This window comes from Aeromonas sp. QDB17, from assembly GCF_027705305.1.
GTDB lineage: Bacteria > Pseudomonadota > Gammaproteobacteria > Enterobacterales > Aeromonadaceae > Aeromonas > Aeromonas caviae.
On sequence record NZ_JAPDBP010000013.1, the window covers coordinates 109,617 to 131,721 of the forward strand.

At 59.7% G+C, this 22,105-nt stretch carries 22 protein-coding genes; 21 read left to right on the top strand and 1 reads right to left on the bottom strand.

All coding sequences use genetic code 11. The features are described from left to right. Positions 1-42 precede the first annotated feature (42 nt). The 8 genes from rsxA to gloA all read left to right on the top strand — a co-directional run bounded on the left by rsxA (position 43) and on the right by gloA (position 7,323). Positions 43-624, top strand: coding sequence for an electron transport complex subunit RsxA (rsxA, locus tag OKC41_RS12595; protein WP_039038677.1), 582 nt, complete (start codon positions 43-45; stop codon positions 622-624). Between the two features lie 4 nt (positions 625-628). After that, positions 629-1,195 (top strand): electron transport complex subunit RsxB, encoded by a 567-nt coding sequence (gene rsxB / locus OKC41_RS12600; protein ID WP_201894809.1) that lies wholly within the window; start codon positions 629-631, stop codon positions 1,193-1,195. Between the two features lie 14 nt (positions 1,196-1,209). After that, complete coding sequence (gene rsxC, locus OKC41_RS12605) at positions 1,210-3,675, top strand: electron transport complex subunit RsxC (protein WP_270672063.1); 2,466 nt, start codon at positions 1,210-1,212, stop codon at positions 3,673-3,675. A gap of 3 nt (positions 3,676-3,678) precedes the next feature. Then, a complete protein-coding gene (gene rsxD, locus OKC41_RS12610; RefSeq protein WP_010674314.1) occupies positions 3,679-4,731 on the top strand; it encodes an electron transport complex subunit RsxD in 1,053 nt (350 codons plus the stop codon). Positions 4,732-4,774: 43 nt separating this feature from the next. Beyond that, complete coding sequence (rsxG, locus tag OKC41_RS12615; protein WP_041212825.1) at positions 4,775-5,407, top strand: electron transport complex subunit RsxG; 633 nt, start codon at positions 4,775-4,777, stop codon at positions 5,405-5,407. A gap of 16 nt (positions 5,408-5,423) precedes the next feature. Beyond that, positions 5,424-6,182, top strand: coding sequence for an electron transport complex subunit E (locus OKC41_RS12620; RefSeq protein WP_042865265.1), 759 nt, complete (start codon positions 5,424-5,426; stop codon positions 6,180-6,182). Between the two features lie 14 nt (positions 6,183-6,196). Then, positions 6,197-6,838 (top strand): endonuclease III, encoded by a 642-nt coding sequence (gene nth, locus OKC41_RS12625; RefSeq protein WP_042863644.1) that lies wholly within the window; start codon positions 6,197-6,199, stop codon positions 6,836-6,838. Positions 6,839-6,915: 77 nt separating this feature from the next. Beyond that, entirely contained in the window at positions 6,916-7,323 is a 408-nt protein-coding gene (gene gloA, locus OKC41_RS12630) for a lactoylglutathione lyase (RefSeq protein ID WP_010674310.1), read from the top strand. Positions 7,324-7,392: 69 nt separating this feature from the next. Here the strand turns inward: gloA and OKC41_RS12635 are convergent, their stop codons facing one another. After that, on the bottom strand, positions 7,393-9,024 hold the full coding sequence (locus OKC41_RS12635; RefSeq protein WP_010674309.1) for a methyl-accepting chemotaxis protein: 1,632 nt from the start codon (positions 9,022-9,024) through the stop codon (positions 7,393-7,395). 295 nt (positions 9,025-9,319) lie between these two features. Here OKC41_RS12635 and OKC41_RS12640 point away from each other — a divergent pair, with 295 nt between their 5' ends. The 13 genes from OKC41_RS12640 to OKC41_RS12700 all read left to right on the top strand — a co-directional run bounded on the left by OKC41_RS12640 (position 9,320) and on the right by OKC41_RS12700 (position 21,977). Beyond that, positions 9,320-10,249: a ZIP family metal transporter gene (locus OKC41_RS12640; protein ID WP_039038671.1), complete on the top strand. Its 930-nt coding sequence runs from the start codon at positions 9,320-9,322 to the stop codon at positions 10,247-10,249. A 142-nt stretch (positions 10,250-10,391) separates the two neighbouring features. Next, entirely contained in the window at positions 10,392-11,150 is a 759-nt protein-coding gene (locus OKC41_RS12645; RefSeq protein WP_201894811.1) for an ABC transporter substrate-binding protein, read from the top strand. Positions 11,151-11,249: 99 nt separating this feature from the next. Then, positions 11,250-11,942: a 5'-methylthioadenosine/S-adenosylhomocysteine nucleosidase gene (gene mtnN / locus OKC41_RS12650; RefSeq protein ID WP_010674306.1), complete on the top strand. Its 693-nt coding sequence runs from the start codon at positions 11,250-11,252 to the stop codon at positions 11,940-11,942. 26 nt (positions 11,943-11,968) lie between these two features. Beyond that, positions 11,969-12,901 (top strand): cobalamin biosynthesis protein, encoded by a 933-nt coding sequence (locus OKC41_RS12655; protein WP_201894812.1) that lies wholly within the window; start codon positions 11,969-11,971, stop codon positions 12,899-12,901. A 61-nt stretch (positions 12,902-12,962) separates the two neighbouring features. Continuing rightward, positions 12,963-13,736, top strand: coding sequence for a cobalamin-binding protein (locus OKC41_RS12660; protein ID WP_234922297.1), 774 nt, complete (start codon positions 12,963-12,965; stop codon positions 13,734-13,736). Between the two features lie 207 nt (positions 13,737-13,943). Beyond that, a complete protein-coding gene (locus tag OKC41_RS12665; RefSeq protein ID WP_234922293.1) occupies positions 13,944-15,059 on the top strand; it encodes a UDP-N-acetylglucosamine 4,6-dehydratase in 1,116 nt (371 codons plus the stop codon). Between the two features lie 9 nt (positions 15,060-15,068). Then, on the top strand, positions 15,069-16,211 hold the full coding sequence (locus OKC41_RS12670) for a LegC family aminotransferase (RefSeq protein WP_201894815.1): 1,143 nt from the start codon (positions 15,069-15,071) through the stop codon (positions 16,209-16,211). 2 nt (positions 16,212-16,213) lie between these two features. Beyond that, positions 16,214-17,374, top strand: a complete 1,161-nt coding sequence (gene neuC, locus OKC41_RS12675; protein WP_201894816.1) for a UDP-N-acetylglucosamine 2-epimerase — start codon at positions 16,214-16,216, stop codon at positions 17,372-17,374. Continuing rightward, positions 17,371-18,444, top strand: coding sequence for an N-acetylneuraminate synthase (neuB, locus tag OKC41_RS12680; RefSeq protein WP_201894817.1), 1,074 nt, complete (start codon positions 17,371-17,373; stop codon positions 18,442-18,444). The genes neuC and neuB overlap by 4 nt, the downstream gene beginning before the upstream one ends. Beyond that, positions 18,437-19,078 carry an acetyltransferase gene (locus OKC41_RS12685; protein WP_201894818.1) on the top strand — a complete coding sequence of 214 codons (642 nt, stop codon included), beginning with the start codon at positions 18,437-18,439 and terminating at the stop codon, positions 19,076-19,078. Before neuB ends, OKC41_RS12685 begins: the two co-directional genes overlap by 8 nt. Before the next feature lie 12 nt (positions 19,079-19,090). Continuing rightward, positions 19,091-20,143: a nucleotidyltransferase family protein gene (locus OKC41_RS12690; protein WP_201894819.1), complete on the top strand. Its 1,053-nt coding sequence runs from the start codon at positions 19,091-19,093 to the stop codon at positions 20,141-20,143. Beyond that, a complete protein-coding gene (locus OKC41_RS12695; protein WP_201894820.1) occupies positions 20,143-20,829 on the top strand; it encodes an acylneuraminate cytidylyltransferase family protein in 687 nt (228 codons plus the stop codon). The genes OKC41_RS12690 and OKC41_RS12695 overlap by 1 nt, the downstream gene beginning before the upstream one ends. A gap of 41 nt (positions 20,830-20,870) precedes the next feature. Beyond that, positions 20,871-21,977: an N-acetyl sugar amidotransferase gene (locus OKC41_RS12700; protein WP_201894821.1), complete on the top strand. Its 1,107-nt coding sequence runs from the start codon at positions 20,871-20,873 to the stop codon at positions 21,975-21,977. Positions 21,978-22,105: the final 128 nt, after the last annotated feature.

Consider the following 22,105-nt stretch of genomic DNA (forward strand, 5'->3'; position numbering starts at 1 on the left):
TCAGATAATACGGCCGCCTTCATACCGGATAACCCATCTTCAATGACTGAGTACCTGCTTTTACTGGTCGGCACCGTGCTGATCAACAACTTCGTGCTGGTGAAGTTCCTCGGCCTTTGCCCCTTCATGGGTGTCTCCGGCAAGCTGGAAACCGCCATCGGCATGGGTCTGGCCACCACCTTCGTCATGACGCTGGCCAGCGCCTGCTCCTATCTGATGGAGCACTACATCCTGATCCCGCTGGAGATCGCCTACCTGCGCACCCTGGGCTTCATTCTGGTGATCGCCGTGGTGGTCCAGTTCACCGAGATGGTGATCCGCAAGAGCAGCCCGACCCTCTATCGCCTGCTCGGCATCTTCCTGCCGCTCATCACCACCAACTGTGCCGTGCTCGGCGTGGCGCTGCTCAGCATCAACGAGCGCCACAACTTCATCCAGAGCATCATCTACGGCTTCGGGGCCGCCGTCGGCTTCTCTCTGGTGCTGATCCTGTTTGCCGCCATGCGTGAGCGGCTGGTGGCCGCCGACGTGCCGGCACCGTTTCGTGGCGTCTCCATCGCCATGGTCACCGCTGGCCTGATGTCGCTGGCCTTCATGGGCTTTACCGGCCTCATCAAGATATAACGCTATGATTCACATACTCTTTGCCATTCTGGTGCTGGCCCTGCTTGCCCTGGCCTTCGGCATCATTCTCGGCTTTGCCGCCGTCAAGTTTCATGTGCAGGCCGATCCCATCGTCGATCAGCTTGATGCCCTGTTGCCCCAGACCCAGTGCGGCCAGTGCGGTTACCCGGGCTGCAAACCCTACGCCGAAGCCCTGGCCAATGGCGACAAGATCAACAAGTGCGTGCCCGGTGGTGACGCCACCATGCGCAAGATTGCCGACCTGATGGGGGTCGAGCCCCAGTCTCTGGACGGCGGTGAAGACGCGGCAATCCCCGTCAAGAAGGTGGCCTTCATTCACGAAGACATGTGCATCGGTTGCACCAAGTGCATCCAGGCCTGTCCGGTCGACGCCATCCTGGGTGCCACCAAGGCGATGCACACCGTCATCGCGGCCGAGTGCACCGGGTGCGACCTCTGCGTCGACCCCTGCCCGACCGACTGTATCGAAATGATCCCGGTGCCGACCACGGTCGACAACTGGAAATGGGATCTGGCCAAGATCGCCATTCCGGTCAAGATAGTGGAATAAACAGCGGAGTAACCATGCAGCATCTGCTCGAACGCATCAAAGCCGGCACTCTGTGGGATTTTCACGGCGGCATCCATCCCCCCGAGAACAAGCACCAGTCCAGCCTGACCCCCGTCGTTGACGCGGGCCTTCCCCCCCAGCTCATCATTCCGGTGCGCCAGCACGCGGGTCCGGCCGGCGAACTGCTGGTGCGGGTGGGGGACAAGGTCAAGAAGGGGCAACCCCTCACCCGTTTTGACAAGGGACGCATCGTGCCGGTGCACGCTTCCACCTCGGGCACCATCACCGCCATCGAGCAGCACACGGTGGCCCACCCCTCCGGTCTTGACGATCTCTGCATCCTCCTCACCCCGGACGGAGACGATGCCTGGGGCGAGCGCACACCCCAGCCTGACTACTGGAACCTGGAGCGGGGGGAGTTGCTCGAGCGCATCCAGCAGGCCGGCATCGCCGGGCTCGGCGGCGCCGTCTTCCCGACCCACAGCAAGCTCGACGGCCGTGGCCAGCTTACCGAGATCCTCATCGTCAACGGGCTGGAGTGCGAACCCTACATCACCACGGATGACAGGTTGATGCAGGAGTACGCCGACGAGATCATGGACGGCATCCGGGTACTCAAGCACCTGCTCAAGCCCAAGCTCACCCTGATCGGGGTGGAAGACAACAAACCGGCGGCCATCGAGGCCCTGACCCGCCATGCCAGCGACGCCGACGTGCTGGTCAAGTCGGTACCGACCAAGTACCCCTCCGGCGGCGCCAAACAGACCATAGAGCTGCTCACCGGACGCCAGGTGCCCAAGGGAGGCCGGGCGGTGGACATGGGCATCATGGTGCTCAACGTCGCCACCGTCTTTGCCATCAAGCGCGCCATCATCGATGGGGAGCCGCTCATCGAGCGCATCGTCACCCTCACCGGCGACGCCTTCAAGAAACCCGGCAATGCCTGGGTGCGTCTGGGCACGCCGGTACGCTGGCTGCTCCAGCGTTTCGAGCTGCAACCGGAGGCGGATCAGCGGGTCATCATGGGGGGCCCCATGATGGGCTTCACCCTGCCCCACGCCATGGTCCCCGTGGTCAAGGCCACCAACTGCCTGCTCTCCCCCACCCGCGCCGAGCTGCCGCCCCCCGGCCCGGAACAGGCCTGCATCCGTTGCAGTGCCTGCGCCGATGCCTGCCCCGCCACCCTGCTGCCCCAGGAGCTTTACTGGTACAGCCGGGTCAAGGAGTACGACAAGGCCGAGAAGCTCAACCTCTTTGACTGTATCGAGTGCGGCGCCTGTGCCTGGGTCTGCCCGAGCGAAATCCCCCTGGTGCAGTACTACAAGATCGCCAAGGATGACATCCGCGAGGCCCGTGCCGAGGCCGAGAAGGCCGAACGTGCCAAGCAGCGCTTCGAGGCCAAGCAGGCTCGCTTCGAGCGTGAGAAGGCGGCCCGCGAAGCCCGCCACGCCGAGGCCGCAGCCCAGCGTCGCCAGGCCATGACGACGGCCGGGGGCGCAGATCCGGTCGCCGCCGCCCTGGCCCGCATCAAGGCCAAACAGGAAACGGCCCAGGTGGCCGTGAGTGAACCCGCACCGGACAACGAGGCCATGATTGCCGCCCGTGAGGCGCGCAAGCAGGAGGCCATCGCCCGTCGTGCCGCCAAGGCCGCCAATGGCGAGGGCAATGGGCTGGCTGACACCCCGGCACCTGGGGAGCAACATCCCAAGGCAGAGCTGGATCCCAAGAAAGCCGCCATCGCCGCAGCCCTGGCACGGGCCAAGGCCAAGAAGGCCGCCCAGGCGCAAGGTGACGGGCCGGTGGTCGCAGGTGAGACATCTGTGAACACAACCGATAACGCCGTTGAGGCCCCGGCTGCCGCATCCGGGCCCGCCGCCGAGGTGGACCCCAAGAAGGCGGCCATTGCCGCCGCCATCGCCCGGGCCAAGGCCAAGAAAGCCGCCCTGGCGCAAGGTGACACGCCGATGGACGCGGATAAGACATCCGTGAACACAACCAGTAACGCCATTGAGGCCCCGGCCGCCGCATCCGAGCCCTCCGCCGAGGTGGACCCCAAGAAGGCGGCCATTGCCGCCGCCATCGCCCGGGCCAAGGCCAAGAAAGCCGCCCAGGCGCAAGGTGACGGGCCTGTGGTCGCGGGTGAGACATCCGTGAACACAACCGATAATGCCGTTGAGGCCCCGGCCGCCGCATCCGAGCCCGCTGCCGAAGTGGACCCCAAGAAGGCGGCCATTGCCGCCGCCATCGCCCGGGCCAAGGCCAAGAAAGCCGCCCAGGCACAAGGTGACGCGCCGGTGGTCGCGGGTGAGACATCCGTGAACACAACCGATAATGCCGTTGAGGCCCCTGCCGCCGCATCCGGACCCGCCGCCGAGGTGGACCCCAAGAAGGCGGCCATCGCCGCCGCCATCGCCCGGGCCAAAGCCAAGAAGCTGGCGGCCGAGGCCGCCTCCTCCCCTTCGACCGACAAGAGCCACTGATCCATGTTCAATATCGCGAGTGCGCCCTTTGCCCACAACCGCAAACAGACCCAGACCCTGATGGTGCTGGTGATCCTGGCCTGCCTGCCCGGCTTCCTGGCGCAGACCTGGTTCTTCGGCTGGGGGACCCTGATCCAGATCCTGCTGGCGCTGGTCACGGCCCTGGGTTCGGAGGCCCTGGTCCTTCGCCTGCGCGGCCGCCCCGTCAAACCGGCCCTGCTGGATGGCAGCGCGGCGCTCACCGCCGTGCTCATCGGTCTCTCCCTGCCCCCCCTGCTGCCCTGGTGGATGCTGGTGCTGGGCACGGCGTTCGCCATCATCATCGCCAAGCATCTCTATGGTGGGCTCGGTCAGAACCTGTTCAATCCTGCCATGGTGGCCTATGTGCTGCTGCTGGTCTCCTTCCCGGTCCAGATGACCAGCTGGCTGCCCCCCTCCAGCATCGCCGCCTACGACATCGGCTTCGCCGATGCGGCCTCGGTGATCTTCACCGGCTTCAGCCTCGACGGCTACAGCATGCTGCAGCTCAAGCAGGGGGTGGATGGCCTGACCATGGCCACGCCGCTGGATACCTTAAAGACCGGGCTGACCCAGGGGCTGACCGCCACCGAAGTGATGACCCACAAGGTCTTCGAGGGCTGGGGTGGCATCGGCTGGAGCTGGGTCAACCTCGGCTACCTGCTGGGAGGCCTCTTCCTGCTCCAGCAGAAAGTGATCAACTGGCGCATTCCGACTGCCGTGCTGGGCGCATTGTTGCTCGCTGCCACCCTGGGCTATCTGGCCACCCCGGATGCCACCGCCACCCCCATGCTGCACCTGTTCAGCGGTGCCACCATGCTCGGGGCCTTCTTCATCGCCACCGATCCGGTGAGTGCCAGCACCACCGCAAAGGGGCGCCTCGTCTACGGTGTGCTCATCGGCGTGCTGGTCTATGTCATCCGCCGTTTTGGCGGCTATCCGGATGCCTTCGCCTTCGCCGTGTTGCTGGCCAACCTGTGCGTTCCCCTGATTGACAGTCTGACCCGCCCCAAGGTCTATGGAGCCCGTCGCAAATGAACCCCCATCTGAATTGTCGCAGACGCGAGACAGGGAGCCTCCCATGTTGAAAAGCATGCGCAAGAATGGCCTGACCCTGGCCCTCTTTGCCCTCGGCTGCACCGCCATGGTGGTGCTGACCAACGAACTGACCCGGGATCGCATCGCCCACCAGCAAGAGCTGGAGAAGCTGCGCACCCTGCAGGCCCTGCTGCCCGAGGGGAGTTATGACAACGATCTGGTGGCCAGTTGCAAGCTGGTCAGCAGCCGGGAATACCTGGGCAGCGATGAGCCCATGCCCCTCTATACCGCCACCCTCAAGGGGGTGCATACCGGCTACGCGCTGGAAACCGTGGCCCCCGATGGTTACAGTGGAGCCATTCGCATGGTGGTCGGCACCGATGCCAAGGGGGCCGTCAGTGCGGTCAGGGTGCTGGCCCACAAGGAAACCCCGGGGCTTGGTGACAAGATAGAACTGAAGAAATCCAGCTGGATCGACAGCTTCACCGGCAAGTCCCTCACGGCCGACAACGACGCCACCTGGGCGGTGAAGAAGGATGGCGGCGAATTCGACGCCTTCACCGGGGCAACCATCACCCCGCGGGCCGTGGTCAAGGCAGTGAAAAATTTGCTGAGGCTGCAACAGGAGCACCCCGAACTGCTGCACGATGCCCCCTCCTGCCATACCAACCCCTAACGCCGGAGCACACGCAATGGAACAAGTCGACGTGATTGACACGGCCAGCCAACCCGCCGGGGAAAGTGGCCGCCGCGAAGAGCTCAAGGAGCTGATGCTGCAGGGGCTGTGGAAGAACAACCCCTCTCTGGTGCAGGTGCTGGGTCTGTGCCCCACCCTGGCAGTCTCCTCCACCTTCACCAACGCGCTGGGGCTCGGCCTTGCCACCATGGCGGTGCTGGTCAGCTCCAACCTCGCCATCTCCCTGGTGCGCAACTGGGTGCCCAAGGATATCCGCATCCCGGTCTACGTGATGATCATCGCAGCCCTGGTGACCAGCGTGCAGCTGTTGATGAATGCCTACACCTACGGCCTCTATCAGGCGCTCGGCATCTTCATCGCCCTCATCGTCACCAACTGCGTCATCATCGGCCGCGCCGAAGCCTATGCCTCCAAGAACCCGCCTCTGCTTGCCGCCCTCGACGGCTTCATGATGGGGCTGGGCTTTACCCTGGTGCTGCTGGTACTGGGGGGCCTTCGCGAAATCATCGGCATGGGCACCCTGTTTGACGGTGCCGAGCTGCTGCTGGGTGACTGGGCCAAGTCATTGCGCGTCGAGCTGTTCCACACCGACGCCAGCCTGCTGCTGGCGATCCTGCCCCCCGGTGGCTTCATCGGCCTCGGTTTGATGATCGCTGGCAAAAACGCCATCAACGACTGGATGGGCCGCAAGCAGAGTGCCGAGAAGGCCCACTGCACCGTGCCGGCGGCGGGCGCCCGCACGACCCAGCTCTGAGACAAGAGAGATCCATGAACAACCAGAAACGCAGGCTGATCCTGGAGCGACTGCGGGACGACAACCCCCATCCCACCACCGAGCTCAACTTCACCACGCCCTTCGAGCTGCTCATCGCCGTGCTGCTCTCGGCCCAGGCCACCGATGTCAGCGTCAACAAGGCCACCGACAAGCTCTATCCGGTGGCCAACACCCCCCAGGCCATGCTGGAACTGGGGGTGGACGGGGTCAAGGAGTACATCAAGACCATTGGCCTCTTCAACACCAAGGCCGAGAACGTCATCAAGACCTGCGCCATTCTGCTGGAGCGCCACGGCGGCGAGGTGCCGGAGAATCGCGAGGCCCTCGAGGCCCTGCCCGGCGTCGGCCGCAAGACGGCCAACGTGGTGCTCAACACCGCCTTCGGCTGGCCCACCATCGCCGTCGACACCCATATCTTCCGGGTCTCCAACCGCACCGGCTTTGCCGTGGGCAAGAACGTCGATCAGGTGGAGGAGAAGCTGCTCAAGGTGGTCCCCGCCGAGTTCAAGCTGGACGTGCATCACTGGCTCATCCTGCACGGGCGTTACACCTGTCTCGCCCGCAAGCCCCGCTGCGGCTCCTGCATCATCGAAGATTTGTGCGAATACAAAGAGAAGGTCTATCCCGAGAGTTGATCTGCAGGCCTCTGCGGATCCGGTCTCGGGCCATGGATTCAAGGCAGTACCAATCCACCAACCCGGAGAATTGAGCAATGAGAATTCTGCATACCATGTTGCGCGTCGGCGATCTGCAACGTTCCATCGACTTCTACACCCGAGTGCTGGGCATGACACTGCTGCGCAAGAGCGAGAACAGCGAATACAAGTACACCCTGGCCTTCGTCGGCTACGGCGACGAGAAGGATGAAGCCGTCATCGAGCTCACCTACAACTGGGGCGTGAGCGAGTACGAGCTCGGTTCCGCCTATGGTCACATCGCCCTGGAAGCGGACGACATCTATGCCACCTGCGAGGCGCTGCGCGCCGCCGGCGCCAAGATCACCCGCGAACCGGGCCCGGTGAAGGGCGGCACCACCGTCATCGCCTTCGTGGAAGACCCGGACGGCTACAAGATTGAGCTGATTGCCAAGAAAGACGCCGGTACCGGCCTGGGCGCCTGAGCCCACGCCGCCTGGCGGTGAGAAAAACAACGGGGCCCAGGGCCCCGTTTTCATTGCCTGCAGCCACCGTCAGGCCAGGCGGAAGCGCCCCATGCTTTGGCGCAGACCCGCCGCCAGCTGGCTCAGCTCCAGACAGGCTTTGGCGGTGTGATCCGCGCCGGTCGCGACCTCGTTGGAGGAGTCGTTGATGCGCGCCACGTTGCGGCCCAGCTCATCGGAGACCGCATCCTGCTCGCCACAGGCACTGGCAATCTGGATCGCCATGTCGGCTATCTGGGCCACCGCCTCTTCAATCTGACGAATGCCCGCACTGGTGCGTTCACTCTGGCTCACGCACTGGCGGATCATCTCGCAACTCTGGCCGGTCACCGACTTCGCCCGATTGGCACGGGCCTGCAGGGTCTCGATGATGGCGACGATTTCGCCGGTGGAGGCCTGGGTACGCCCCGCCAGGGTGCGCACCTCGTCGGCCACCACCGCAAAGCCGCGCCCCTGCTCACCGGCACGGGCCGCCTCGATGGCGGCATTGAGTGCCAGCAGGTTGGTCTGGTCGGCAATGCCGCGAATGACATCCACCACCAGGTTGATCTGGGCGGACTCTTTCTCCAGTTCACTCACCAGGTTGCCCGCCTGCTCCATCTCACCGGCCACCCGGGTGATGGCATCCAGGGCCCCCTGCACATCCTGACTGCCGCGACGAGCCAGGGCATTGGCGGAGCTTGCCGACTCCGAGGCCACCTCGGTGTTGCCCGCCACATCCGCTACCGTCGCCTTCATCTGGGCCATGGCGGTGGCGACCTGGGCTATCTCCTGCTGCTGGCTCTGGATCCCCTGGGATGATTGCTCGGAGACCGCGCTCACCTCCTCGATGGCGGCCCCCAGCTGGGTCACGGCGGCGGCCACCTCCTCGATGAGCCCACGCAGGTTGTCCTGCATCTTGAGGGAGGCACTGGCCAGCATCCCCAGTTCGTCCTGCCCGATGTGCTGGCGATCCAGCCGATGGGTCAGATCCCCCAGGGCGATGGCATTGGCCTGGGCCACCACGGCTTGCAGGGGCAGGCAGATCTGGCGGGTAAGGAACCAGGTCATGACCCCCATGAAGATCAGCAGGGTCGCGATGCTCACCACGGCAAAGGTCATCACCATGGTGACGCTGCCAAGCAGGCTGCCACGGTTCTCTTCCACAAAGCCAAGATTCACCTTCACCAGGGCACGCACCGCCAGCTCCAGCTCGGTGTAGAGCCCGTTCGAGCGAAACAGCGCCTCCCTGGCCTCATCCCTGCTGCCCTGGAACAACAGGGCATCCACCTGGTTGACGGCGCCAAGATATTGCAGCCACTGCTGCTTGACGCGGTTGAAGGCCTGGCGTTCATGCTCGGCCCCCACGGTCGCCTCGTAGGCATCCATGACCTGCTGCACCTTGCCCAGGCTCTCCTGGATGCGGGCGCGGCGAACCTGCCTGTCGACGGCATCTTCCACCATCAGCAGGGCAAACTGGGCACGGCGCACATAGGAGACGTCGTAGAGCAGGTTGTCCACCGAGAGCACGCTTGGCAGGGTGGAGTCGGTGAAGTTCAATACCCGATCCCGAATGTCCCGCAGTTCGGTGGCGAGAAACAGGCCGAAGACGGCGTTGATGACGGCAATGACCGCAAAGACGGCGGCAATCTTCTTGCCGATGGAGAGATGCTTGTAAGACATGTTGGCTGGTGATCCTCGACTGCAGATGTGCAGTGACACAATGATCACATCCGTGTAAGCGGTGACCCGAGACTCCTGACGGGAAATGACGATGGGAGCAAAGAGAGGGGATCCCTTGCTTCCCGCTCGCCCCACGCCGGGCCTTGTGCCCGCCACGAGGCTGCCAGCACAGGAGCGACCAGCTCGACGCAAAACTTGAGCCGATTGCCACAATCGGTCCGCCGTCATGGACAAAGCAGGGGCCAGGTTATGTAATGGCCGCTCGTCTCTCCCCATTCCTGTCTTCAGAGGCCCCATGGACAACGTATCGACCCTCTCCCCTTCCTGGTCTGTCCAACTGCGCGAGCAGATAGCGGATCGCCCCCTCATCGCCCTGGGGCTGCTGCTCGCCCTGGTCGCCGTGCTGCTGCTCCTGGTGCAGAGTCTCGTCATGCTGGCAGCAGGAGAGATCACGCCCGGGGTACGCTATGGCCTCATCGGCGGCGCTGCGGGTTTTGCCGCCACGGCGCTGGGCGCCCTGCCTGCCCTGTTCCTGCGCGCCGTTCCCCAACGGGTGGAAGATGCCATGCTGGGGTTCGCCGCCGGCATGATGCTGGCGGCGAGCGCCTTCTCCCTGCTGCTGCCGGGGCTCGAGGCCGCCGAGGGGATCACGGGTGACGGCTTCCTCGCCGCCGCCGTGGTGGTGGCCGGCATGACCCTCGGGGTGCTGCTGATGCTGGGACTGGATCAATTCACCCCTCACGAACACGACAAGACCGGCCCCTGTGGTCCCGGCCATGAGAGCTGCTCACGGGTCTGGCTGTTCGTCTTCGCCATCGCCCTGCACAACCTGCCCGAAGGCATGGCCATCGGGGTCAGCTTCTCCCAGGGAGACATGACGGTGGGACTGCCCCTCACGACCGCCATTGCCCTGCAGGACATTCCCGAAGGGCTGGCGGTGGCGCTGGCCATGTGCGCAGCCGGTTTTCGCCCGCCGGTGGCCGTGCTGGTCGCCATCGGCAGCGGCCTGCTGGAACCGCTCGGCGCCCTGCTCGGGGTCGGACTCGCCAGCGGCATGGCCATCGCCTACCCCATCGGCCTCGGGCTCGCGGCTGGTGCCATGCTGTTTGTGGTCTCCCACGAAGTGATCCCGGAAACCCATCGCAACGGCCACCAGACCCACGCCACCCTGGGGCTCATGGCGGGCTTCGCCCTGATGATGACCCTCGACACCGCACTCGGCTGATCACCCCCCTCAAGCCCCGTGCGCCCGGTGACGACAGCGCGAACCCCTTGAAATAAGAGGGGGAAATCGCCTAATGTTGAGCACCCGGCGCCCTTTGACTGGTTGATGTACGGCGCCTGAATCCCATCGGAAGCCTGCCCGGATGACCCCCAGGATAATCCTGCTGCTGTGTCTGCTTGTCCTCACCGCCAGGACCATTGGCGCCACCGAGGTCTTTCATACGGCCGCGCAGCAGGCGTCGTCCCCCAAGTACGTGACGCTCCCCGACGGGCATGTCGGCGGGATCTGCGTCGATCTCTTCCGGCTCATGGAAGCGAGGGAGCCTGCCCTTCGCATTGAGGGAGATCAGCGCTTCCTGCCGCTGCGACGGCTGGAAAAGAAGGTGCAGCACGGCCAGCTGGACTTCATCTGCGGCGTGGGGGAGAGCCCGGCCAGGCGGGATCACTTCATCGTCCTGACCCCCGCCATCTTCACGGTGCGCTACCACCTGGCGGTGCGCCGTGACGATCACGTCGAGATACGCAGCTGGCAGGATGTCAGGGCCCTCGGCCAGGGGGGCATCATCCTCATCAACCATGGCAGCGGCGCCATCGCCCGGCTCCAGGACATCGGCGGCCTCATCATCGACAGCGGCGGGATCAGCAACCAGGCCAACTACGAGAAGTTGTTGATGAAGCGCGGCCGTTTCGTCTACTACCGCTCCCCGGGGTTTGAGTCCGACTTGCGCGAACAGGGTCTGGCCGACAAGATCCGCATCCTCCCCACCGTGATGGAAGAGACTCCCTTCTACATCCTGTTCCATCGCCACAGTGCCCCCGAGCGCCTGACCCTGTTCGCCAACACCCTGCAACGGCTCGCAGACAGTGGTGAACTGGCCGCCCTGGCCAGACGCTACCCCTGACCCCCATCCGCGCCATCGCAATGCTCGGCGCCACCGCCAAGTTTTGCTATCATCCACGCCAACTTTTTCGGCCCAGCGGCCATCGAGACGAGGTAGATGATGAAAGTAGGTATTATCGGCGCCATGGAGCAGGAAGTGGCCCTGCTGCGCAGCCAGCTGAGCGAGCCCACCACCCTGCAACTGGGCGGCTGCGAGTTCTATCAGGGCAAGCTGGCCGGTAAAGAGGTGATCCTGACCCGCTCCGGCATCGGCAAGGTCGCCGCCAGCGTCGCCACCAGCCTGCTGCTGGAGAAGTTCGCTCCCGATTGCGTCATCAACACCGGTTCCGCCGGCGGCTTCGCCCAGGATCTGCACATCGGTGACGTGGTCATCGCGAGCGAGATGCGCTTCCACGACGTGGACGTGACCGCCTTCGGTTACGAAATGGGCCAGATGGCCCAGCAGCCCGCCGCCTTCCCCTGCGACGAAAAACTCATCGCCCTGGCACAGGCCTGCATTGCCGAGCAAGGCAAGCACCAGACCAAGGTCGGGCTCATCTGCACCGGCGATCAGTTCATGTGCAAGCCGGACGCCATCGCGAAAGCCCGTGCCGACTTCCCGCAGATGCTGGCGGTGGAGATGGAAGGGGCCGCCATCGGCCAGGTGTGCCACATGTTCAAGGTGCCCTATCTGGTGGTACGGGCCATGTCGGACATCGCCGGCAAGGAGCAGGTGGAATCCTTCGATGCCTTCATCGAGGTGGCGGGTCAACACTCCGCCGAAGTGATCATCGCGCTGCTCGGCAAGCTGTGATCGACGCCCCCTCCTGGGATGTCCTGATGACCGCCCTCGCCTCCACGACGGCGGGCATCATGGTGGGGGCCGCCCTGCTGGAGGCCCTGCTGCCCTGGCCCGCACGCTTTCGACCCGGCGCAGCAGTGCCTCTGCTCACCCGCCTCGGCCAGAAGGTCTATCGCCCCGACGGCACGCCACGCCAGCAGAGCCAGGCCGGGCTCCTTGCCCTGCTGGTGGTCTGGGTGCCCTGCGCTGCCGGTCTCTGGGCGGTGCGCAATCTCTCCCTGTCCGAGCCCCTGTTCGACCTCCTGTTCCTGCTGCTGATGCTCGAATCCCGCCCCTTGCGGGAACTCGCCCGGGGGAGCCGCGCCCTGACGACCCAAGAGACGCTGGTCGTGGCGAGGCTGCAGGTCGCCCCCTGGCTCAAGCGGGAGACCGGCAAGCTCTCGGTGATGGGGTTGAACAAGGCGGTGAGCGAGACCTGCGTACTGCGCCTCGTGGGTCAGTGGGCCGCCCCCCTGCTGGGCTTCGCCCTGGCCGGGGTACAGGGTGCCCTGCTGGTGCGGCTCGCCCAGTTGACCCATCTGGCGTGGAACCCCAAGCAAAGCGCGTTCGTCCACTTCGGCCGCCCGGCTGCGGCGCTCTATCAGGGTTTCTGCGCCCCCGCCATCCTGCTGCTGGCGCTTCCCCTGTGCCTGACCCAGGTGCGCGGGCTGGGCAACAGAGTGCGACCTGCGCTGCATTGGCCCCATCCCGCCATGGGGGTCCTGCTCGCGCTGCTGGCCCGGGCGACGGGCAGCCGACTCGGCGGCCCCCGCTACTATCAGGGCCAGCTGGTGCGCTTTCCGGTATTTGATGAGGGGCGCGAACCCGATGCCAACCTGCCCCTGCGCCTGCTGCAGCGTCTGCAACTGACCGGCTGGGGCTGGCTCGGGCTCTCGCTGCTCCTGACATGGATGGCGCTCAATCATGGCTGATCGCGTTTCCCTTCGTGCCCTGGGCCTGTTTGTCTGCCTGCTGGGCACCTCACTGTGCGCCATGGCCACCCCGCCGCAGCGCATCGTGAGCCTCACTCCCCATCTGACGGAACTGCTGTTCGATATCGGCGCCGGGGATCGCGTGGTCGCCACCGACGATGCCTCCGATTACCCCGCCGATGTGACCAACCTCCCCCGGGTGGCCAACTATCGCAGTATCAACCTCGAGGCGCTGCTGGCCCAGAAGCCGGATCTGGTAGTGGCCTGGCGCTCCGCCCAGGCCCGCATGCTGGGCCCGGTCGAGCGCCTCGGCATCCCCGTCTTCTACTCGGAGCCCACCGACTTTGCCTCCCTGGCCACCGAGATGCGCAGCCTGGGCCATCTGCTCGGGCTCACGTCCAGGGCCGACGAGCAAGCCCGCGCCTATCTGACCCGGCTCGACGCCCTGGCTGCGCGCTACGGCGAGCCCAAGCCCCTGTCTGTCTTCTATCAGCTCTGGTACCCGCCGCTCACCAGCGTCAATAATTCGACCTGGCCGGGGCAGGCCATCACCCTCTGCGGCGGACGCAACATCATGGCGAAGACGGGAGCAGCCTACCCCCAGGTCGGGCTGGAGCAGGTGATCAAGGCCAATCCCGGGCTTATCCTGGCTGGCGGCCAGGATCCTTCCGTGCTGGATCACTGGCGGCAGTGGCCCATGCTGGACGCCGTCAAACACCAACGGCTCGCCCTCATCAACGCCGATGAACTGCACCGCTTCACCCCCCGCGCCCTCAACGCGGTGGAGCAGATATGCGAGGCGATCGGGGCAATACACATGTCTAGAACCAAATAGTTCATAATCCCGCACCATTTGGTCTAGAAATTGCTATAAAGAGATAACATTGTACGTGACTCGATATCATAAATAACTCAACGTCCCCCAAATAATATTTGGCCTCCTTTATTGCACTGGTGATGGCGTATGAACAACGAGATACTAACACTAATTTGCCGTGAGAATGCCTTGCTTGCTCAGGATATCGACAGAACTGGAAACACAATGGGTCACATCGTGGCGAATTCACGGTTCTTGGTGCTCGGTGGCGCAGGGTCTATTGGCCAGGCGGTAACCAAAGAGATCTTCAAGAGAAATCCACGTAAATTGCATGTGGTCGATATCAGCGAGAACAACATGGTCGAGCTGGTGCGCGATATCCGCAGCTCGTTCGGGTATATCGATGGTGATTTCCAGACGTTCGCCCTGGATATCGGCTCCATTGAATATGACGCCTTTATCAAAGCTGACGGCGCCTATGATTACGTGCTCAATCTTTCTGCGCTCAAACATGTACGCAGCGAGAAAGATCCTTTTACGTTGATGCGCATGATCGATGTCAACGTCTTCAACACGGACAAAACCATCCAGCACTCCATCGACATGGGAGTGAAAAAGTATTTCTGTGTTTCGACGGACAAGGCGGCCAATCCGGTCAACATGATGGGGGCGTCCAAGCGCATCATGGAGATGTTCCTGATGCGCCGCAGCGAACAGATTGCCATTTCAACCGCGCGCTTTGCCAACGTGGCCTTCTCCGATGGCTCCTTGCTGCATGGCTTCAACCAGCGCTTGCAAAAGCGTCAGCCCATCGTCGCTCCCAACGACATCAAACGCTACTTCGTGACTCCCCAGGAGTCCGGTGAGCTGTGCCTGATGTCCTGCATCTTTGGTGAGAACAGGGATATCTTCTTCCCCAAGCTCAGCGAATCCCTGCACCTGATTACCTTCGCCGAAATCGCCGTGAAGTATCTGGAGCAGCATGGTTACAAGCCGCATCTGTGCAAGGACGAGGATGAAGCCAGAGCTTTGATGGCGAGTCTGCCCGAGCAGGGGATGTGGCCCTGCCTGTTTACCGAGAGTGATACCACGGGTGAAAAAGACTTCGAAGAGTTCTTCACGGACAAGGAAGTGCTGGATATGGCCCGGTTCGAGAACCTGGGCATCATCAAGAATGAACCCTCATATCAGAATGATCTGCTCAACCATTTCGAGCAGACCATTGCAGCCATGAAAACAAAACGCGCCTGGGACAAGAAAGAGATCGTCGAGTTGTTCTTCGCCATGATCCCGGATTTTGGTCACAAAGAAACGGGCAAATATCTCGACGGCAAGATGTAAGGAATCGGTATGCATACTCAATTGATACGTTTTATTCGTGATACCTACAAAACCGATGACTTCATCCCTCTTCACGCCCCGACCTTTGCCGGCAATGAACGTCAATATGTGCTCGATACCCTCGAAAGCACCTTCGTTTCCAGTGTCGGTGCCTATGTTGAGCAGTTCGAGCAGCAAATAGCCACCTTTACCGGGTCAGCCCGTGCCGTTGCCACCATGAATGGCACGGCGGCGCTGCATATCGCGCTCTACATGGCAGGTGTGCAGGCAGGGGATCTGGTGATCACCCAGCCCCTGACCTTTGTTGCGACCTGCAATGCCTTGTATCACATGGGCGCAGAACCCGTGTTCGTCGATGTATCACGCCAGAGCCTGGGTCTGTGTCCCGTTGCCCTGGCCAACTGGCTGGAAGAGCATGCGTCTCGCACCGAGACAGGTGCCATCCACAAGGCAAGCGGACGCCGCCTCAAAGCCGTCGTGCCCATGCACACCTTTGGTCATCCGGTTGAACTCGATGAGCTTCAGGCCGTGTGCGAGGCCTGGGGTATCGCCCTGGTAGAAGATGCTGCCGAGAGCCTGGGTTCCTACTACAAAGGCAAACACACGGGGACGCTGAGTGCGTTTTCCGCCCTGAGCTTCAATGGCAACAAGATCATCACCACGGGTGGTGGTGGCATGGTGCTCTGCCAGAATGCCGAACAGGGGGCACGTACCAAGCACATCACCACCACGGCCAAGGTGCCGCATCCGTTTGAGTCCTATCACGATGAGCCTGGCTTCAACTACCGGATGCCCAATCTGAATGCGGCCCTCGGATGTGCCCAGATGGAAGCCCTGCCGCAATTCCTGGCGCAAAAGCGGGCGCTTGCCATGCACTATGCCGAGTTCTTCAAGGGACAGGCATGCCAGTTTGTGACCGAGCCTTCTTATGGACGCTCCAACTACTGGCTCAATGCGATTGTCTGTGAAGATCAAACCCAGCGGGATACGTTGCTGACCGAGCTGAACAAGGCTGGTGTCATGACCCGGCCTGTATGGAAACTGATGCATCGCCTGCCCATGTTCTCTCATGCCTTGCGTGGGGAACTTAACAATGCCGAATGGTTGGAAGCCCATCTGATCAACCTGCCCAGCTCGCCTGTCGAGGTCTGAACATGGCCAACACCATTGCCGTCTTTACCGGTACTCGCGCCGAATACGGGCTGCTCTATTGGTTGATGAAAGACATTGCCGCGGATCCCGACCTGGAGCTCAAGCTGATCGTCTCGGGTACGCACTTGTCCCCCGAGTTCGGCCTGACCTATCAGCAGATAGAGCAGGATGGCTTCAAGATCGATGAGCGTATCGAGATGCTGCTCTCCTCCGATACCTCTGTGGGGGTGGTCAAAAGCATGGGCGTTGCCTTGCTCGGGCTGGCAGATGCATTGGCCCGGTTGCAACCGGATGTGCTGGTTATCCTGGGGGATCGCTTTGAAGCGCTGGCGGCAGCCCAGGCGGCCATGTTGCAGCGCATACCGGTAGCACACCTCCATGGTGGCGAGATCACCGAAGGGGCCTATGACGACGCCATTCGCCATGCCATTACCAAGTTGAGCTACCTGCACTTCACGGCCGCCGAGCTCTATCGACAGCGAGTCATTCAGTTGGGGGAGGCGCCTGAACGGGTGTTCAACGTGGGTGCCGTCGGTCTGGACCACATCATCAAGACACCGCTGCTGTCCATGGACGAGCTGCAATCCTCTCTTGGGTTTACGTTGGATTCACCGTTCTTCGTGGTGACCTATCACCCCGTGACTCTGGCCGATGAACCGGCCAGGGAGAGTTTCAGTGCCTTGCTGGCGGCGTTGGATAACTATCCCGACCATCAGGTTATCCTGACGTACCCGAATGCAGATGACGGTGGTCGAGCCATCATTCCACTGCTTGAGCAGTATGCGACAGCCAATCCTGCACGCGTGCTGGCCATTCCGTCTTTGGGTTACAGACGTTACCTGAGCGCGGTGAAACACTGTGCTGCCGTGATCGGCAACTCGTCGAGCGGCATCATCGAGGTGCCTTCTCTGGGTGTCCCGACCATCAATATCGGCCAACGCCAACAAGGGCGCCTGGCGGCGAAGAGTGTGCTTCATTGCGACGCGAAGGCTGAGGCCATTACGCAATGCATTGCCAAGGCCTTGCAGCCTATGGGCCCGGATGCTTATGTCAATCCTTATGGTGCAGGGGACGCCAGCGGCCAAATCGTGGCACGTCTGAAGCATTTTGCCATCCCCACCATCAAACAGTTCCATGATCTCGACAGGAGTCCGTCGCCATGATCCGCATCATCGCCGAAGCCGGCGTCAACCATAATGGCGACGAAGCACTCGCCGTGGCACTGATCGATGCTGCCCACCGGGCAGGCGTCGATGTCGTCAAGTTTCAGACCTTTAAGGTGGCCAATCTGGTGACCCGCCAGGCCAAGCAGGCTGCTTATCAAACCGCCAACATCGGCAAGGAAGAGAGCCAGTTTGCCATGCTCTCCCGCCTTGAGCTTTCGTTCGATGCCCATCTTCGTCTGATCGCCCATTGCGAGTCTCTCGGTATCGCGTTTCTGTCTACCGCCTTCGATACCGAGAGCCTGGACTTTCTAGTGAACCGGTTGAAGTTGCAGACCCTCAAGATCCCGTCCGGGGAACTGACCAATGCGCCTTTCGTACTGGCCCATGCTCGCACCGGTTGCGAATTGATCGTCTCGACCGGTATGGCCACGTTGGCAGAAGTGGAGGCGGCCCTGGGGGTGATAGCCTTCGGATTGACCGCGCCGCAGGATGCGCAGCCCGGTGAGGCCGCCTTCATGGCTGCCTATGCCAGCGAGGCTGGTCAGGCCGCTCTTGCCAACAAGGTAACCCTGCTGCATTGCACGACCGAGTATCCGGCGCCCATGGTGGATATCAACCTCAAAGCCATGGATACCCTGTCGCACGCTTTCCGGTTGCCGGTCGGTTATTCGGATCACAGCCAGGGCATCACCATCCCGGTGGCGGCAGTCGCCCGTGGAGCCTGCCTCATCGAGAAGCACTTCACGCTGGACCGCAACATGGAAGGGCCTGATCACAAGGCTTCTCTTGAACCCGATGAACTGGCCGCCATGGTGAAAGGGATCCGCGATGTGGAACTGGCACTGGGAGACGGCATCAAAGGGCCTCGCCCGAGCGAGATCAAGAACAAGGAGATCGCACGCAAGAGCCTGGTCGCTGCCTGCGACATTGAGGAGGGCGCCATCCTCTGTGCCGACAACCTCGCCATCAAGCGCCCAGGCGATGGAATGAGCCCTTATGCCTACTGGCAGCTCCTGGGGCAACCGGCCAAACGAGCCTATCAGGCGGGTGAGCCTATCCGTGAATAAACCGGTCATCGTCCTCGGGGCAGGGGGGCACGCCTCGGTGCTGGTCGACATGCTGCGCAGCCAGGGAGTGGTTCCCATCGCCCTGGTTGCGCCCGCCGCAGGTACAGCGCGCGCCGCGCTGGCTGGTATTCCCCTCTGGCATGACGAGGAAATACTGACCCACCATCCGGATGAGGTGGTGTTGGTCAATGGCATCGGCTCCCTGCCGGGCAACCCGATGCGCGCCACGCTGTTTGCCCGTTATCGCGCCCTTGGTTACCGCTTTGCAAGCGTCGTCAGCGCACAGGCCATGGTCTCTGACTACGCCGTGCTGGAAGAGGGGGCCCAGGTCATGGCGGGGGCCATCATTCAGGCGGGTACCCGGATAGGTGCCAACAGCATCATCAATAGTGGCGCCATCGTGGATCACGACTGCCATCTGGGAGGCGACAATCACGTCGCACCGGGCGCCGTGTTATCCGGCGGTGTGGTGACGGGTGAGAGAGTCCATATCGGTACGGGAGCTGCCGTGATCCAGGGCATATCAATTGGCTCTGATGCCGTGGTCGGGGCTGGCGCCACGCTGACGCGCCCTCTTGGAGAAAAGCAGATTGCATACGTTGCCCGGGGCAGCGTAATGCCTATCAAGAAGTAAAGGATGGATTGGATGAGCAAAAATTGGGAAAAAGTGGTGTTGTCGCCGGCACACTCGGTGCGTGATGCCATGGCAGTGATCAATGAAGAGGCACTGCGAGTCTGTCTGGTCGTGGATCAGGAGCAGCATCTGCTGGGGGTGGTCACTGACGGTGATATTCGCCGCGCCATCCTGAGTAACGTCTCACTCACGCAAAGCGTCACGACCGTGATGAACCTCACTCCAATTACAGTGTCGGCCAAGCTGACTCGTGAGCAGTTACTTGAGACGATGCGTGCACGCAGCATTCTTTCCCTTCCGGTGGTCGATGAAGCTGGCAAGTTGATCGGGTTAGAGATTTGGGATCAGGTGGCACAAGTCCCGAACTATGATAATCCCGTCTTTATCATGGCGGGGGGATTTGGTACCCGGCTGCGCCCGCTGACCGACAGTTGCCCCAAGCCCATGTTGAGGGTGGGTGAGAAACCAATTCTAGAAATATTGCTCAACCGATTCCTCAAATCTGGTTTCAGGAATATCTATATATCAACCCACTATATGGCTGAAAATATTATCAACTATTTTGGTGATGGTTCTGATTTCGGTGTCAAAATTAGCTACGTACATGAAGAGCGTCCTTTAGGTACAGGAGGGGCACTGGGGTTATTGCCTGCAGATACGCCGCTTTTACCGCTTATCATGATAAATGGTGATATATTGACCACAGTGGATTTTAACCGTCTACTTGATTTTCATAATAAATACCAGCCTGTGGCAACCATGTGCGTTCGTGAGTATGACTACCAGATTCCCTATGGTGTGATCCGTGGGGATGGGCACCGCATCCTTGAAATGCAAGAAAAACCTATCCAACGTTACTTTGTAAATGCAGGTATTTATGTAGTCAGCCCAAAGCTGTTTATGAAGGTACCAAAGCAAGAGCGTATCGACATGCCTATGTTACTTGAACAACAGATAGCCAAGAAGGAGGATGTGTTGATGTTCTCGATTGATGAATATTGGTTGGACATTGGTCGTATGGATGATTTTAACAAGGCACAGATTGATATTAAGGGGTTGGTATAATGTCACTCAATATCGCTATTATTCCAGCACGAGGTGGCAGTAAACGACTTCCCAATAAGAATATAATGCTATTAGCAGATAAACCTTTGATCGTCTGGACGATTGAAGCTGCCCTAGATTCTCATTGTTTTGACCATGTTTATGTTAGCACTGATTCACCAGACATTGGTATAATAGCCAAAATTGCTGGTGCTGAAGTACCATATCTACGCCCAGATAACTTGGCAACAGATGAGGCGGCGACTAATGATGTTGTTGATCATTTAGTTGGATGGGTCGAAAAAAATGTAGCTCCCATTGCCAAGGTCGCTATATTGCAACCGACTTCACCGCTCCGTACTGCATATCATATCAAGGAAGCATTTTCTCTATATAAAAAGAAGAAGGCCAATGCTATCGTATCTGTTTGTGAGCTAGAGCATCCTTATCAGTTTTGCAACAAACTTGATCCAAGCCTTAGTCTTGATAATTTTTTAAATCAGAAGAATAATAAGCGAACACAAGAATTGGAACGGTACTATAGATTAAATGGTGCCATTTACCTCTTTGATAGAGAATTTGTCGGAAAACAATCTGAATTATACGGCCCCAATAGTTTTGCATATATAATGAACAGTAGGGATTCTGTAGATATTGATAACGAGTTTGATTTTGAATTTGCAAGTTTCTTAATGAGTCTGAAATAACAGAGATGCGTTCTACATTATAATTAAAATAGAGGGTTTATATGAAGTTTTGTCAAAAATGTGTAATGCCAGACACTCGTCCAGGTATTAATTTTGATTCTAGTGGGGTATGTTATCCTTGCTTGAATTATGAGAAAAGAAAATCTGTTGATTGGGATTCACGTTTCAAAGAGTTAAAGGAGTTATGTGATAAATATCGCGGCATGAATGGTAATGGTCCAGATTGCATGATTGCTGTTAGTGGTGGAAAAGATAGCCATTATCAAGTCCATCTGATGAAAGAAGTATTAGGCATGAATCCCATATTAGTTTCTGTGGAAGATAATTTCCCAATGACTAATGCAGGTTGCAGTAATATAAAGAATATATCTGAAGAGTTTGGTTGTGAAATTATTTCCATGAAACCAAATCGTAAACTTCAGAAAAAGTTGATGAGAAAGACGTTTGAGAAATATGGAAAGCCAACGTGGTATATTGACAGATTGATTTATACATTCCCACTGAAGATGGCATCAAAGTTAAATACCCCATTACTTGTGTATGGGGAGAACGTCAGCTTTGAATATGGTGGAGCTGATGCAGTAGAACATTATTCCGCTAAAGACATCATTAACAATGGTGTTGCTAGTGACTTAGCATTTGATGATTTGATTGATGATGAAATATGCATTAAAGACCTTTCATCTTGCGAAGCACCGACGGTAGATGAGCTGGCTAGAATCGACCCCATATATATTAGCTACTTCATTCCATGGAATAGTTATGAAAATTACTTATTTGCTAAGAGTCGTGGGTTTAAAGATTTAACTCACGAATGGGATAGAACTCATCATATCGAAAATTTCGATCAGGTGGACTCAAGAGCCTATCTTGTTCACTCGTGGTTGAAATACCCAAAATTTGGTCATGCATCCGCTACTGATTATGCAGCACGATATGTCCGTTATGGATTACTAACACGTAATGAGGCTATAAAATTAGTCCTTGCAAAGGATTCGAAATTGGATCCTAAATGTGTTGATGATTTCTGTGACTTCGTTGGATACACTAGATCACAATTTTGGGCCATTATTGATAGTTTTTACAACAAGGATTTATTTCAAAAAAATGAATTTGGTGAGTGGAAACTAAAAGAAAATATTAATTAATATAGTATGTAATCCAGTTAGTTGGCGTTGTCACCTCAATCAGTCTACAGGTTGTACAGATCTAGTTATCACCTGACACCGGCCTCAAACCGGTGTCTTGTTTACGCTACTTTAGTGCGCACTTCCTT

What these genes read in the sequence shown, in the direction of transcription:
- rsxA (WP_039038677.1), top strand. Translation starts at nt 43, where the DNA reads ATGACTGAGTACCTGCTTTTACTGGTCGGCACCGTGCTGATCAACAAC.
- rsxB (WP_201894809.1), top strand. Translation starts at nt 629, where the DNA reads ATGATTCACATACTCTTTGCCATTCTGGTGCTGGCCCTGCTTGCCCTG.
- rsxC (WP_270672063.1), top strand. Translation starts at nt 1,210, where the DNA reads ATGCAGCATCTGCTCGAACGCATCAAAGCCGGCACTCTGTGGGATTTT.
- rsxD (WP_010674314.1), top strand. Translation starts at nt 3,679, where the DNA reads ATGTTCAATATCGCGAGTGCGCCCTTTGCCCACAACCGCAAACAGACC.
- rsxG (WP_041212825.1), top strand. Translation starts at nt 4,775, where the DNA reads ATGTTGAAAAGCATGCGCAAGAATGGCCTGACCCTGGCCCTCTTTGCC.
- OKC41_RS12620 (WP_042865265.1), top strand. Translation starts at nt 5,424, where the DNA reads ATGGAACAAGTCGACGTGATTGACACGGCCAGCCAACCCGCCGGGGAA.
- nth (WP_042863644.1), top strand. Translation starts at nt 6,197, where the DNA reads ATGAACAACCAGAAACGCAGGCTGATCCTGGAGCGACTGCGGGACGAC.
- gloA (WP_010674310.1), top strand. Translation starts at nt 6,916, where the DNA reads ATGAGAATTCTGCATACCATGTTGCGCGTCGGCGATCTGCAACGTTCC.
- OKC41_RS12635 (WP_010674309.1), bottom strand. Translation starts at nt 9,024, where the DNA reads ATGTCTTACAAGCATCTCTCCATCGGCAAGAAGATTGCCGCCGTCTTT.
- OKC41_RS12640 (WP_039038671.1), top strand. Translation starts at nt 9,320, where the DNA reads ATGGACAACGTATCGACCCTCTCCCCTTCCTGGTCTGTCCAACTGCGC.
- OKC41_RS12645 (WP_201894811.1), top strand. Translation starts at nt 10,392, where the DNA reads ATGACCCCCAGGATAATCCTGCTGCTGTGTCTGCTTGTCCTCACCGCC.
- mtnN (WP_010674306.1), top strand. Translation starts at nt 11,250, where the DNA reads ATGAAAGTAGGTATTATCGGCGCCATGGAGCAGGAAGTGGCCCTGCTG.
- OKC41_RS12655 (WP_201894812.1), top strand. Translation starts at nt 11,969, where the DNA reads ATGACCGCCCTCGCCTCCACGACGGCGGGCATCATGGTGGGGGCCGCC.
- OKC41_RS12660 (WP_234922297.1), top strand. Translation starts at nt 12,963, where the DNA reads ATGGCCACCCCGCCGCAGCGCATCGTGAGCCTCACTCCCCATCTGACG.
- OKC41_RS12665 (WP_234922293.1), top strand. Translation starts at nt 13,944, where the DNA reads ATGGGTCACATCGTGGCGAATTCACGGTTCTTGGTGCTCGGTGGCGCA.
- OKC41_RS12670 (WP_201894815.1), top strand. Translation starts at nt 15,069, where the DNA reads ATGCATACTCAATTGATACGTTTTATTCGTGATACCTACAAAACCGAT.
- neuC (WP_201894816.1), top strand. Translation starts at nt 16,214, where the DNA reads ATGGCCAACACCATTGCCGTCTTTACCGGTACTCGCGCCGAATACGGG.
- neuB (WP_201894817.1), top strand. Translation starts at nt 17,371, where the DNA reads ATGATCCGCATCATCGCCGAAGCCGGCGTCAACCATAATGGCGACGAA.
- OKC41_RS12690 (WP_201894819.1), top strand. Translation starts at nt 19,091, where the DNA reads ATGAGCAAAAATTGGGAAAAAGTGGTGTTGTCGCCGGCACACTCGGTG.
- OKC41_RS12695 (WP_201894820.1), top strand. Translation starts at nt 20,143, where the DNA reads ATGTCACTCAATATCGCTATTATTCCAGCACGAGGTGGCAGTAAACGA.
- OKC41_RS12700 (WP_201894821.1), top strand. Translation starts at nt 20,871, where the DNA reads ATGAAGTTTTGTCAAAAATGTGTAATGCCAGACACTCGTCCAGGTATT.